Raw genomic sequence first — 12,805 nt, 5'->3', positions numbered from 1 at the left:
ATATGGAGACAAGCGATGCCTGAATCTTCCACCCCGCGCATCACCGGACTGCGCGTCATCCCGGTGGCGGGGCGCGACAGCATGCTGCTCAACCTGAGCGGCGCGCACGGGCCGTTCTTCACCCGCAACATCCTCATCCTCACCGACAGCGCCGGCCGCACCGGCGTAGGCGAGGTGCCGGGCGGCGAAAAGATCCGCCAGACCCTCGAAGACGCGCGCCCGCTGATCGTCGGTCAGCCGCTCGGTTCGCAACAGCGCCTGCTGCAAGAAGTGCAGACGAAGTTCGCCGATCGCGACAGCGGCGGCCGCGGCCTGCAGACCTTCGACCTGCGCACCACCATCCATGCGGTAACGGCCATCGAATCTGCCCTGCTCGACCTGCTCGGCCAGCATCTCGATGTGCCGGTCGCAGCGTTGCTCGGCGAAGGCCAGCAACGCGACTCGGTCGAGATGCTGGGCTATCTTTTCTACGTCGGCGACAAGGCCAAGACCGACCTGCCCTACGTCACGGACGCTGATGCCGACAACGACTGGTTTCGCCTGCGGCACGAGAAAGCCATGACGCCCGCAGCCATCGTCGCGCTGGCCGAAGCGGCGCGCGCCAAATACGGCTTCAACGACTTCAAACTCAAGGGCGGCGTGCTGCGTGGCGACGAAGAAGTCGACGCCATCGTCGCGCTGCACGAGCGCTTTCCCGAGGCGCGCGTCACGCTCGATCCGAACGGTGGCTGGCTGCTGAAAGATGCGATCCGCCTGGGCCATCGCATGCGCGGGTTGGTCGCTTATGCGGAGGACCCCTGTGGTGCCGAAGACGGTTTTTCAGGCCGCGAGGTGATGGCCGAATTCCGCCGCGCCACCGGGCTGCCGACGGCGACCAACATGATCGCCACGGACTGGCGCCAGCTGACGCACGCGCTTTCACTGCAGTCGGTCGACATCCCGCTGGCCGACCCGCATTTCTGGACCATGGCCGGTTCGGTGCGCGTCGCGCAGACCTGCCGCGACTGGGGCCTGACCTGGGGCAGCCATTCGAACAATCACTTCGACGTGTCGTTGGCGATGTTCACGCACGTCGGTGCGGCGGCGCCTGGCAAGGTGACCGCCATCGACACGCACTGGATCTGGCAAGACGGTCAGCGACTGACGAAGGAGCCGCTGCAGATCGTCGACGGCCACGTGCAGGTGCCGAAGAAACCGGGACTGGGCGTCGAACTGGACATGGCCGAAGTAGAGAAGGCGCACCAGTTGTACAAGCAGCACGGGCTCGGCTCTCGTGACGATGCGACGGCAATGCAGGCGCTGATTCCTGGCTGGAAGTTCGATCCGAAGCGGCCCGCTTTCGATCGCTAGCGCCGGCGCGCGAAGATAGATTCTTCGGAAACTTCGAAGGGTTGGTGGCAATTATTCGAATTTTTCTGAAGTGACAAAGAAATTAGAGTGGTCAAGCAAGTTCAACAGAACCCGAACAGAACCGAACACCACCCACTCTGGAGACTGTCACCATGCGCCTCACCACCAAAGGTCGCTTCGCCGTCGCCGCCATGCTCGACATGGCCGAAAACGCGTCTGACCGCCCTATCAATCTCAGCATCCTGAGCCAGCGGCAAAACGTCTCGCTGTCCTATCTCGAGGCGTTGTTCGCGCGCTTGCGTCGACACGAACTCGTGGCTTCGACACGTGGTCCCGGCGGCGGCTACGCGTTGGCGCGCGACGCGTCGAAGATCACGGTGGCCGACATCCTCTTCGCCGTCGACGGTCCCGTGCCTCCCGCGCAAGACACCGAGCGGCGGGCCGCGCCGAGCCCCGATCGAGTGACGACGATGGAACTCTGGGCCTCCTTGGGGCGGCAGGTCGTCGACTACCTCGACTCGGTCACTTTGCAATCACTGGTACGGCCCGAGGCGGCACAGCGCAGTTCGATGCGCGAGATGGTGGCCGTCAGCCTGCCAGCCAATCGGCAACGCGCCAAGCCGAGGATGCCCAAGGGACCGAACTCGGTGTTCGCTCTGGGGCAGTTGGCTACCCGGAGCTGAGAGACGGGCCGGAATTCGAGGCCGCGATGGGCTCACAGCCGCTGGATGTTTGGGTCGCGACCTTGTCAGTCCGCGAATCGAACGTCGACCGAGCCCAGCACGCCGAAGTCGGCCCGCACGTGATCGCCGGGCGCGACCTCGAGTGGCGCGATGCAGGCGCCGGTGGTCACGATCTGTCCAGCCCGCAGCGCAATGTGCAGCGACGAAAGCTCATTGACCAGCCAGACCAGCGCATCGCGCGGATCGCCGAGCACAGCCGCACCGCTGCCGCTTCGTTCGTATCGGCGCGATGTCCCATCGACCGTCGCATGCACCGCGTGCGCAGCCAGGTCCATGTCGCGCCAGGTATTGGGCGCGACAGGCCCTTCGACAAATTCGTGCGCGCAGGCATTGTCGGCAATCAACTGCGCCTCTCCGGCCGTAACGAAGTCGGCGTAGCGCGAATCTGGCACCTCGATGGAAGGATGTAGCGAGCCGACAGCGTCCATCACTTCTGCAAACGAATACGGTGCACTGCGCGACGGCAGGTCGTGTCTCATGCGAAAGGCGAACTCAGCCTCCGCGACCGCCATGCGGTTGCCGTTCAGCGAGAGCGTTGCGCCCACATCTGCCACGCGCTCGCGCAGCAGGCGACCCGCGAGCGGACCGGTCACCCCGATATGTTTCTGGCCTGCCACGCTGGTGGCGGCGATCTTCCAGCCGTAGAGCGTCGTGTGGCTGCGCGCCTCGATGTGCTGCTGCACGGCATAGCCATCGGCGCGACGCGTGGGTCGGCAATCGTCGGGCAACCGGTCCAGGACCGCGTGGTCGTTCCAGGCGTTCCACAGCAGATCGCTCCCGCGTTTCGATTCGATTTTTTCAGTCATGAGGTCTCCGATCGACTACGCATCCGGATCGCCCGAATAGTTTTCAGGTACATCGCCGTTCAACACGAAATGCGCGCCCGCTGGAATCGATGCCCAGCCGGCACAGCAGGCATCGAGCGCTACCTGCTCCGACCGGTCGAAGACGTCGGCCCACTCACGCTCCCGCGGCGTCATCTCCAGCGAGTGGCCGAGCGTGGCGGCCTTCTCCTGTGCTTCGCGGATGAAGTAAGCGCGGGCCGCATCCCACGGTGACACGCGATGCGCGTCGAAGAAGGCAAAAGCGGCCGCAGCGCCGCACGCCTTTTCTGCGTCGGTCGCGCCTTTGACGTACAAGTCGATGGTGGTGGGTTTTCCGCGTTCGATCTGCATCGCCGCATTTTCCCGAAGATCGATCACGCCGACAACGCTGCAGACCCGACGATCACGCCCCTTGCCGCCGCCACCGCCGCGCAAAGTCAGTCGCGTGCCCGACGCACCGTCCCGTATGCGCAAGCAAACCTAACCTGCGGTGATCCCTCTACTTCACAGGCCGGTGACGACCGGCGCCCGCGCGTCGCCCAGTGGGTTGGTGCGCGCAACATGCGTTTGCCGAGGGACTTGCCTGGTCGCCTGAACGCCGGGCGTCCAGGGGACTTGCGCAAAAGGCGCTCCGTCCACTGCAGTCAATGCAACATGCGTCTTTGCAAAGCCATGCCAGACACTGGCTTGCAACACGTCGACCTCCGAGCGCACACCCATGCCGATCAGCGCCGAGATCGAAAAGTCTTCCCAGCTTGCATAGTGGGCCCGTGCAGCCACGCTGAGCCGACGCAACGACTGCAGAGCAGCGTCGCGCGACATGTAGTGCGCGGCATGACCGAGTCGCACGAGATAAGCCAGACGCTGGATGTCCCAAGCCGTCATGTTGAGCTGGCGAGCACCGATACGGCCGGGCTCGATCAACGCCGCATTGACCGATAGAAACTTGCAGACATCGAAGAGCCTGATGTAAGTGGCCGTATTGCATGCAAAACCGGTGTTCCAGGCGCTGAATGCTTCGCGCTCGATTGCATGTGTGTCGCCGAGCTGGAAGAAAGCCTGCTGAAATCCCACCGAGAAAGACTCGGGTCCTTCAATTTGCCAATAACGAAATAAAACTTGTTGAATTTTTTCTGACGATAACGAACTGGCCAGTTGATTGAAATTGTCTTTTTCGATCAATGCAATATTTCCGCTCAGCAGACAAGAGAAGATTTCAGCCTGAGATGTATCGCTTCCTGGCTTCAAATTTATTTTTTGTATGGCTCCCGAAAAGCGACGACCGTAAACAACCCATGCAAAGTAGCAAAGAATGGCTGTCCATGCGGTTAGTAGCAAAAAAAGAGATTCCATTGTCATTCCCCTGAGGATGCGTTTGTTTTCGAACGTGACGCACTGTAGTTGCGAGACAGGAACTTTTCGCGTAATAAAAATCACGCTCATGCCGGCAATTCGATCAATCAGCCAGAAGGTGTTTCTCAATTACCTGAAATTAACAAATGCAGGGAAATTAATCACAAAAAAAGCCTGATACCCAACGGGTAGCAGGCTTTCACAGTGCGAAGTCTGGCTATTTAACCGACGCGCACCGGCACAAAGATCTTGTCGCTGCCGCGCTGTATCAGCAATGCAACCGATTTGTCAGCCTTGGCCGCAATATCGCGTACTTGCTCCACGGTCTTCGCTGGCGTGCCGTTGATGGCCAGCAGCACATCGCCGGCCTGTACGCCCGCCATCGCTGAAGGACCAGCGCTGTCTTCGATCAGCAAGCCGCCCTCGACGGCTGCCTCGCGCTGCTCCTGCGGCCGCAACGGACGCAGCGCGAGACCCAGCTTGCCCTTTCCTGCCGCGTCGTCCGCCTTGGCGACCTTGGTCGACTTCTCGCTGGCGTCGCCCAACTTGGCGGTCAACGTCTGCCGCTCGCCCTGGCGCCACACTTCCAGCGTTACCTTGGTGCCCGGTGCTTGCTGGCCGATGATGGCCGGCAGATCGCCCGACGAAATGATCGGCTCGCCATCGACCTTGCGGATGACGTCACCCGTGCGCAGGCCCGCCAGGTCGCCGGCGCTGCCCTTCTCGATGTTCGCGACCAGCGCGCCTTCGGGCTTGTCCAGCTTGAAGGAGTCGGCAAAGGCCTGGTTCACTTCCTGGATCGCGATGCCCAGCTTGCCGTGCGTCGCCTTGCCGGTCGCGACGATCTGGTTCTTGATCTGCACCGCGACGTCGATCGGGATCGCGAACGACACGCCCTGATAGCCGCCACTGCGGGTGTAGATCTGCGAGTTGATGCCCACGACCTCACCGCGTGAGTTCAACAGCGGGCCACCGGAGTTGCCGGGGTTGATGGCAACGTCGGTCTGGATGAAGGGCACGTAGCTGTCGTCGGGCAAGGTGCGGCCCTTGGCGCTCACCACGCCGGCTGTCACCGTGTTCTCGAAACCGAACGGCGAACCGATCGCCAGCACCCATTCGCCGACCTTCAGGTCCTTGGTGTTGCCGAGCGCCAGCGTAGGCAGGTTTTTGGCCTCGATCTTGAGCACTGCAATGTCGGTTTTGGCATCAACGCCGAGCACCTTGGCACGGAATTCGCGTCGATCGGTCAGCTTGACGGTGACCTCCTTCGCATCCTTCACGACGTGTGCGTTGGTAAGGATGGTGCCGTCGGCGCTGATGATGAAGCCAGAGCCCTGGCCGCGCATCGGCGTCTCATGCTCACCGCCGCCCTGGCCCGGATGGCCACGCTGACCGTGCGGCATCTGGCCCTGGAAACGCTTGAAGAACTCGTACATCGGATCGTTGGGGTCGATGCCCTGCAGACCCGCAGCGCCGTCTTCGTCGGCAGTCTTGGTGACGCCCGTCACACTGATGTTGACCACGGCCGGGCCATCACGCGCGGTGATGGTCGAGAAGTCCGGCAAGGTGATCTGCGGTGCGACCGAAGCCGCCGGTGCGGTGATGACGGTCGGCGTGCCGGAGCCCAGCGCGTTGGCGCTGGTGTAAGCGCCCGTGGCTGCCGCGCCGAGCACACCGGCGGCGGCGAGTGCGAGCACGATGGCGCGCGGGGAAGTGAGACGGGATGCGTTCATTTCGGAAGCCTTTCAAAGCGGTAAGGAACATGCAATGAAAGGAATGTCGCAGCGCTGACTTAAGCGCTGCTTAAACGCGAGGCAGCTCAGGTCTTGCCGGCCGTGTCGGTCTTGCCGGTCCTGTCTTCCCACCGGATCAGGACGCGCAGACCGCCGAGACTCGGCGATGCGCCCAGCGACACCGTGGCGTAATGAAGGTCGGCAATCGATTTGACGATGGCCAGGCCCAGTCCGCTGCCGGGTGCCTGTGGTTCACCAGAACGATAGAAACGGTCGAGCACGCGCCCTCGTTCGCTCTCCGGCAGGCCGGGGCCGCTGTCGTCGACGCTCAGCTCGACACCCGCATCGCGCTGCGCAATGCCGATGTCGACCCGGCCGCCTTCGGGCGTGTACTTGACGGCGTTGTCGAGCAGGTTACGCAGCATCATGCGCAGCGCCTCCGGCTGGCCTTGCACAACCACTGCCGCCACATTCGCATCGGCATGCGCGACGCCGATGTCTATGCGCCGGGCCTGTGCGTTGGCAATGGCGTCGGACACAGCCAGCCGCGCGACTTCGTTGAGGTCGACTTGCTCGGGCTTGGCGCCCGCCGCCATGCTGGCCTCGTGGCGCGCCAATGCCAGCATCTGTTCGACCAGTCGCGTCGCGCGATCGATGCCCGCTGCCAATCTTCCGATAGCGATGTCGCGTGTCGCCTCGTCAGGTGCACGCTGCAAGCTCTGCACCTGCAACTTGAGCGCGGTCAGCGGCGACCTCAACTCGTGCGCCGCGTCGGCCACGAAGTGCTTCTGTGCGTCGAATGCATGGCGCACCCGATCGAAAAGCAGATTGAGTTCGTGCACCAGCGGCCGCACTTCCTCGGGCAAGCCTTCTTCGCTCACCGGCGACAGCTCGTTGGCCTCGCGCGCGGCAACCTGCCGACGCACACGCGCCACCGGCGCGAGAGACCGGCTCACCACCCACCACACGACCAGCATCAACAGCGGTGCCATCAGCGCGATCGGCCCAATCGTGCGTAACGCCAGCGCGCCCGCCATGCGCTTGCGCACCCGGAGGTCCTGCGCCACCTGGATGACGAGACCGTGGGTCTGCACCGAGAACACGCGGTAAGTCGTGCCGCGCGCTCGCACGTCGGCAAAGCCGAGCACCGCGAGTTGCGGCAACGCGGCCTCTTCCGCTGATTCGAAAATTCGCACGCCCTCGGTGGTCCACACCTGCACCACGAACTCGAAGTTCTGTTCGCCGGTGCCGATGCCGCCCACTGCCGCACTCGGTGGCAAACCGGCGCGAAGCGACAGCGCCATCTGCTGCATGTGATAGTCGAAAATTTCGTCGGCTTCGTTCAGCACCGTACGGTACGCCACCAGCGCCTGCACGCCGGCTGCCAGGACAATGGCCGCGAGCAAAAACCACAAGAGGCGCGCGCGCAGCGAGCCGGTCATCGCGCCCGTCATGTGCTCGGCGCCCTCATGCCTTCGGCACCATGTAGCCAACGCCACGCACGTTGCGGATCAGGTCGGCGCCGAGCTTCTTGCGCAGGCCGTGCACGTAGACCTCGATGGCGTTGCTGCTGATTTCGTCTTTCCAGCTGTAGAGCTTTTCTTCGATCTGCGCGCGCGACAGCACCATGCCGGGCCGCGCCAGCAACGGCTCCAGCACTGCCCACTCGCGGGCAGACAGAACGACGGGTTGGCCGCCTACCGTGACCTCGCGCGTGGCCGGGTTGATGCTCACGCCCATGTGCTCGTACACCGGCTCGGCGCGGCCCGACGCACGCCGCAGCAGCGCACGAATGCGGGCCAGCAACTCGTCGAGATCGTAGGGTTTGATCACGTAATCGTCGGCGCCGGCGTCGAGGCCTTCGATGCGTTGTTGAATGGAGTCGCGCGCTGTCGCGATCAGCACCGGCATGCGTTGTTTGCGAGCGCGCAGGCTGCGCAGGACCTCCAGACCGTCGCGCCTCGGCACGCCGAGGTCGAGCAGCACCAGATCGTATTGCTGTGAGCGCAAGGCAAAGTCTGCTGCCTCGCCGTCCTTCACCCAGTCGACCGCATAGTCCTCCGCACGCAGCAGGTCGAGCACGGCCTCGCCGATCATCACGTCGTCTTCGAGCAGGAGCAGTCGCATGGTGGTCTGATTTTGAACCGGTGAACTTCGATGGGGCTTAACGCGCCTTAAAGCAGCGCCCTGAGTTCGCGTGCAGCCTCGAACAACAAAGGCAGCATCCGGCGCAGCAACGCGTCCGCATCGTGCCGTCCGCCCGACAAGACCACGTTCAGCGCCGCCACTGTCTGCCCCTGCATGTTGCGCAGCGGCACGGCCAGTGCCTGCACTCCCAATTCATGCTCTTCGCCTGCGAAACTGCAGTCCTGCTTGCGCGCCTCGGTAATGCATTGGCGCAGCAGCCGCGCCTGCGTGACGGTGTGAGGCGTGAGGCGTGGCAAGGTGCGGCCCTTCAGCCAGAGCGAGAGCTGCGCCGGCGTCAGCGCGGCAAGCAGCACGCGGCCGGTCGACGTAGCGTGCGCCGGTAAACGCGCGCCAAGATGCAGTCCGTACGCCAGCACGCGCGTCGGCATGCCATAACTGCCGCTGCGCGCGACGATGACCACCTCTTCGCCATCGAGCACCACCGCTGAAAACGATTCGCCGGTCTGCGCTGCGAGCCGGTTGAGCGTCGGCTGCAAAGCACGAGGCAGGCGCGACGAAGCAAGATAGCTACCGGAAAAGCGAAGCACCTTCGGCGACATCCAGAAGTAACTGCCATCGGTTTCCAGGTAGCCCAGGTGCGCGAGCGTCAGCAGATGACGACGTGCGGCTGCGCGCGTCAAGCCAGCGCGCTCGGCCGCCAGCGTGGCGTTGAGCCGTTGGCGCTCAGTGTCGAAACTCTCCAACACCGCCATGCCTTTGGCGATGCCTTCGATGAAGTCGGGCTTGGCGATGGTCATTGCGAGTGATGGCGCTGGAACTGTTGCGCGATGATCGCGCAGCAATTCGCATGATCGCACAAGGCTTACGTCGTCGGCACCTGGCAGCAAGCACTTCGCCCTACGCTACGAATAACCAAGACGGACCGAACGGAGTCAGACATGCGAACCCAAGTTGCCATCATCGGAGCGGGGCCGGCCGGCCTGCTGCTCGGCCAGTTGCTGCACAAAGCCGGCATCGACAACATCGTCGTCGAGCGCCAGACCGGCGACTATGTGCGGGGCCGCATCCGTGCCGGCGTGCTCGAGCAGGTCACGATGGACTTGCTGGCGCGGGCAGGTGTCGACGCACGGGCGCGCGCCGAAGGGCTGCCGCACGGAGGCATCGAATTGCTCTTCAAAGGCGCGCGACATCGCATAGACATGCGTGGCCTCACGGATGGTAAGCAGGTTACGGTGTACGGCCAAACCGAGGTCACGCTCGACCTGATGGAGGCGCGCAGCGCCGCTGGGCTCACCACCATCTACAGCGCATCGCCGGTCAGCCTGCACGATTTCGACTCGTCGCACCCACGCGTCCGCTACGAGAAAGACGGGCAGACGCACGAGATCGAGTGCGACTTCATCGCCGGCTGCGACGGTTATCACGGCGTCAGCCGTGCCAGCGTGCCGGTCGATGCGCTGCACATCTACGAAAAGGTCTACCCCTTCGGCTGGCTCGGTGTGCTGGCCGATGTGCCTCCCGTGTCGCACGAACTCATCTACGCCAACACCGCCCGCGGCTTTGCGTTGTGCAGTATGCGGAGCGCGACCCGCAGCCGCTACTACGTGCAGGTGCCGACCGAAGAGCGCGTAGAGAACTGGAGCGATGAAGCGTTCTGGAACGAGCTGCGATCTCGCCTCGACCCAGAAGCTCGCGAGCGGCTGGTCACCGGTCCGTCGATCGAAAAGAGCATCGCACCGCTGCGCAGTTTCGTGGCGGAGCCAATGCGCTTCGGCTCGCTGTTTCTGGCTGGCGATGCGGCGCACATCGTGCCGCCGACCGGCGCCAAGGGGCTCAACCTGGCGGCGGCCGATGTCGGCTACCTCGCGCGATCACTCGAGATTTTTTACGGCGAGAAGAGCGCATCGGGGCTGGACCGGTACTCTGACCTCTGCCTGCGCCGCGTCTGGAAGGCCGAGCGCTTCTCATGGTGGTTCACCTCGCTCATGCATCGTTTCCCCGACACGGGCGAGTTCGGCCAGAAGATCCAGGAAGCGGAGCTCGACTACCTTGTGCATTCGCACGCGGCGTCGACCTCGCTTTCGGAAAACTACGTGGGCCTGCCGCTCGAAGAGTTCTGAGCGGCCGGCGCAATTACCGTAGCCGATGATGCGGCCGAGGATGGCCGCGCCGTAGCCCTCAGACGGTAGAGGTTTCTTGCATCGCGTGCCACACCCGCGAGGGACTTAGCGGCATCTGCAGGTGCGCCGTCTTCGAGCCCAGCCCGTTGCGCGCGAACGCATCTGCCACCGCATTGACCACTGCCGGCGTCGCGCCAATGGTGCCGAGCTCGCCCACACCCTTCACCCCCAGCGGGTTGTTCTTGCAGGGCGTCGACTCATCCATTTCCATCTTGAACATCGACTCGATGACATCGGCCCGCGGTGCCACATAGTCCATCAGGCTGCCGGTCACCGGCTGCCCGGTTTCTCGGTCGTACACCACCTGTTCATAAAGCGCCTGGCCTATGCCCTGCACCGCGCCACCATCGAGCTGGCCGCGCACGATCATCGGGTTGATGACACGGCCGACATCGTTGACCGAGCTGTAGGCGACCACGGTGACATCGCCGGTCGGCGGATCGATCTCGATCTCGCAGATATGGCAGCCGTTGGGCCATGTCGGGCCAGCGACGGCGCTGGTCGAATCGACGAAGATTTCGCGCTCGGGTTGCTTGCCGGCCAGCGCGAACAGATCGAGCTTGAGGTCGGTGCCAGCGACGGTGAACACGCCGTTGGCGTAAGTCACGTCAGCGGCAGCGGCCTCGAACTCTTTCGCAGCCAGATCACGGGCCTTGTCGATGGTGCGTTCGGCGCCGACGCGTACGGCCGAGCCACCGGTAAAGAGCGAACGTGAGCCGGCGCTGCCGAAACCATCGCCGCGATCGGTGTCGCCCAGCACGATGCGCACTTTCTCGATCGGCACGCCGAAAGCGTCGACTGCCAACTGCGCCAGAGAAGTTGCGATGCCCTGCCCCATCGCATTGACGGCGGAGAACACTTCGATGACGCCGTCTGCGTGCACCGAAACCGTCACTCGCTCTTCGAAAACGTTGCCGCCGGTCCATTCCAGAAAGGTCGCGATGCCGAGGCCGCGTTGCTTGCCTTCCTTCGCCGAGGCCGCAGCACGGGCTTCGAAGCCGTCCCAGTCGGCCAGTGCCAAGCCCTGGTTCATCACCGATTCGAACTGCCCCGTGTCGTAGGTCTGCCCCATCGGATTCTTGTACGGCATCTGATCGGGATGGATGAAGTTACGACGGCGAAGCGCAACGCGGTCGATACCGGTCTGACGCGCGGCTTCGTCCATCAGACGCTCGATCGTGAAGATCGCCTCGGGCCGGCCAGCGCCACGGTAGGCACCGGTCGGCGCGGTGTTGGTAAGCACCGCCTTGAAGTGGAAGTCGATGGTCTGGATGTCGTACACGCTGGTCTGCACCCAAGGGCCGATCAGCAACTGGATGGCGACGCCAGTGCCGGTGGCATAAGCGCCGACGTTGGCCAGCGTCTTGATGCGCAAGCCGAGGATTTTGCCGTCGGCTGCGAGTGCGAGTTCGGCTTGCGTCTCGATGTCCCGGCCATGTGCGGACGAGAGAAATTCCTCGCTGCGTTCGCTCACCCATTTCACTGGGCGTTTGACTGCGCGCGAGGCGTAGGCCACGACAACGTCTTCGGGATATGCGCTGGTCTTCATGCCGAATCCGCCGCCTACATCGCCGACCACGACGCGGACTTTTTCTTTGGCGAGTCCGAGGCATGCACACACCGTATCGCGCACGCCTGACGGCATCTGCGTACTCATGCGGATGGTCGTGCGGTCTGTCGCGGCATCGAAGTCGGCGAGCACCGAGCGCGGCTCGATGGTCAGCGCCACGACACGCTGGTTGGCGATGTCCAGCGTAACTACATGGCTCGCCTTGGCGAACGCTGCCGCCGTCGCTTCTGCGCTGCCGTGCCGCATCTCGGCCGAGATGTTGCCGGTAGCGGCATCGTCGAGCAGCGGCGCGCCTTCGGCTGTTGCGCTTTGCACGTCGACGACCATCGGCAGGTCTTCGTAGTCGACCATCACGGCCTCGGCTGCATCGCGAGCTTGCTGAACGCTGTCTGCGACGACCGCCACCACGGGCTCGCCGACGAAGCGCGCGCGCTCGCGTGCCAGCGCGTAGCGTGGCGGCGATACGCAATCGCTGCCGTCGCCGCGCTTGAAACCGGCCACACCAGCCATCGGCTTGACCCCGGCTTCGGCCATTTCAGCGCCAGTGATCACGCGCAACACGCCCGGCATGGCGCTCGCTGCAGCGGTGTCGACAGACTTGATGAGCGCGTGCGGATACGGTGACCGCAAGAACACGAGGTAGCCCTGACCGGGCAACGTAACGTCGTCGGTGTAGCGGCCGGTGCCTGCAAGCAGGCTTTCGTCTTCGAGCCGGCGTACGGCCTGGCCACTGCCGAAGCGAAGCGGACCCGACGGGGCGGATAGGCTGGAGGCGGCGGAAGTAACTTCAGTATTCAAGATGAGTCCTCGCGGGATTTATTTCGTCGTGTGGGGGCTGACCGGGGCGCTGAGCGCGCGCGCCTGAGCACTATAGAAGCTTCGGCGAATCGAGGCTGACGGTATG

Annotated in this window: 11 protein-coding genes; 3 read left to right on the top strand and 8 right to left on the bottom strand. The window is 63.8% G+C overall.

Annotated features, from left to right (window positions below; translation table 11 throughout):
* Positions 1 to 15 precede the first annotated feature (15 nt).
* The gene (gene gudD / locus H7F36_RS15940) at positions 16 to 1,350 is read left to right on the top strand and encodes a glucarate dehydratase (RefSeq protein WP_187051734.1); all 1,335 of its coding nucleotides are present in this window, start codon (positions 16 to 18) and stop codon (positions 1,348 to 1,350) included.
* Between the two features lie 152 nt (positions 1,351 to 1,502).
* On the top strand, positions 1,503 to 2,033 hold the full coding sequence (locus H7F36_RS15935) for an Rrf2 family transcriptional regulator (protein ID WP_187051733.1): 531 nt from the start codon (positions 1,503 to 1,505) through the stop codon (positions 2,031 to 2,033).
* A 65-nt stretch (positions 2,034 to 2,098) separates the two neighbouring features.
* Here H7F36_RS15935 and H7F36_RS15930 read toward each other — a convergent pair whose 3' ends face one another.
* The 7 genes from H7F36_RS15930 to H7F36_RS15900 form a co-directional block, all read right to left on the bottom strand.
* Positions 2,099 to 2,899: a 2-keto-4-pentenoate hydratase gene (locus tag H7F36_RS15930; RefSeq protein WP_187051732.1), complete on the bottom strand. Its 801-nt coding sequence runs from the start codon at positions 2,897 to 2,899 to the stop codon at positions 2,099 to 2,101.
* Between the two features lie 15 nt (positions 2,900 to 2,914).
* Positions 2,915 to 3,391, bottom strand: coding sequence for a hypothetical protein (locus H7F36_RS15925; RefSeq protein ID WP_187051731.1), 477 nt, complete (start codon positions 3,389 to 3,391; stop codon positions 2,915 to 2,917).
* Positions 3,392 to 3,421: 30 nt separating this feature from the next.
* Positions 3,422 to 4,360 (bottom strand): DUF1266 domain-containing protein, encoded by a 939-nt coding sequence (locus H7F36_RS15920; RefSeq protein WP_187051730.1) that lies wholly within the window; start codon positions 4,358 to 4,360, stop codon positions 3,422 to 3,424.
* 131 nt (positions 4,361 to 4,491) lie between these two features.
* The gene (locus H7F36_RS15915) at positions 4,492 to 6,003 is read right to left on the bottom strand and encodes a DegQ family serine endoprotease (protein ID WP_187051729.1); all 1,512 of its coding nucleotides are present in this window, start codon (positions 6,001 to 6,003) and stop codon (positions 4,492 to 4,494) included.
* Positions 6,004 to 6,089: 86 nt separating this feature from the next.
* Positions 6,090 to 7,457 (bottom strand): ATP-binding protein, encoded by a 1,368-nt coding sequence (locus tag H7F36_RS15910; protein WP_187051728.1) that lies wholly within the window; start codon positions 7,455 to 7,457, stop codon positions 6,090 to 6,092.
* A gap of 13 nt (positions 7,458 to 7,470) precedes the next feature.
* On the bottom strand, positions 7,471 to 8,130 hold the full coding sequence (locus H7F36_RS15905) for a response regulator (protein ID WP_187051727.1): 660 nt from the start codon (positions 8,128 to 8,130) through the stop codon (positions 7,471 to 7,473).
* A gap of 47 nt (positions 8,131 to 8,177) precedes the next feature.
* Positions 8,178 to 8,948 (bottom strand): IclR family transcriptional regulator C-terminal domain-containing protein, encoded by a 771-nt coding sequence (locus H7F36_RS15900; protein WP_187051726.1) that lies wholly within the window; start codon positions 8,946 to 8,948, stop codon positions 8,178 to 8,180.
* A gap of 141 nt (positions 8,949 to 9,089) precedes the next feature.
* Between H7F36_RS15900 and pobA the strand changes: the two genes are divergently transcribed.
* Positions 9,090 to 10,271: a 4-hydroxybenzoate 3-monooxygenase gene (gene pobA, locus H7F36_RS15895; protein WP_187051725.1), complete on the top strand. Its 1,182-nt coding sequence runs from the start codon at positions 9,090 to 9,092 to the stop codon at positions 10,269 to 10,271.
* 58 nt (positions 10,272 to 10,329) lie between these two features.
* On the opposite strand, the gene H7F36_RS15890 is transcribed toward pobA, so the two are convergent.
* The gene (locus H7F36_RS15890) at positions 10,330 to 12,699 is read right to left on the bottom strand and encodes a xanthine dehydrogenase family protein molybdopterin-binding subunit (RefSeq protein WP_187051724.1); all 2,370 of its coding nucleotides are present in this window, start codon (positions 12,697 to 12,699) and stop codon (positions 10,330 to 10,332) included.
* Positions 12,700 to 12,805: the final 106 nt, after the last annotated feature.

Source organism: Variovorax sp. PAMC28562 (assembly GCF_014303735.1).
Classification (GTDB): Bacteria; Pseudomonadota; Gammaproteobacteria; order Burkholderiales; family Burkholderiaceae_C; genus Variovorax.
Note: the sequence above shows the minus strand (reverse complement) of the source record. Positions and strands in the feature narration are given on the sequence as shown.

Bases quoted from the DNA above. Each gene is read 5' to 3' on its own strand.
- gudD (WP_187051734.1), top strand. From the start codon at position 16: ATGCCTGAATCTTCCACCCCGCGCATCACCGGACTGCGCGTCATCCCG.
- H7F36_RS15935 (WP_187051733.1), top strand. From the start codon at position 1,503: ATGCGCCTCACCACCAAAGGTCGCTTCGCCGTCGCCGCCATGCTCGAC.
- H7F36_RS15930 (WP_187051732.1), bottom strand. From the start codon at position 2,899: ATGACTGAAAAAATCGAATCGAAACGCGGGAGCGATCTGCTGTGGAAC.
- H7F36_RS15920 (WP_187051730.1), bottom strand. From the start codon at position 4,360: ATGAGCGTGATTTTTATTACGCGAAAAGTTCCTGTCTCGCAACTACAG.
- H7F36_RS15915 (WP_187051729.1), bottom strand. From the start codon at position 6,003: ATGAACGCATCCCGTCTCACTTCCCCGCGCGCCATCGTGCTCGCACTC.
- H7F36_RS15910 (WP_187051728.1), bottom strand. From the start codon at position 7,457: ATGACGGGCGCGATGACCGGCTCGCTGCGCGCGCGCCTCTTGTGGTTT.
- H7F36_RS15905 (WP_187051727.1), bottom strand. From the start codon at position 8,130: ATGCGACTGCTCCTGCTCGAAGACGACGTGATGATCGGCGAGGCCGTG.
- H7F36_RS15900 (WP_187051726.1), bottom strand. From the start codon at position 8,948: ATGACCATCGCCAAGCCCGACTTCATCGAAGGCATCGCCAAAGGCATG.
- pobA (WP_187051725.1), top strand. From the start codon at position 9,090: ATGCGAACCCAAGTTGCCATCATCGGAGCGGGGCCGGCCGGCCTGCTG.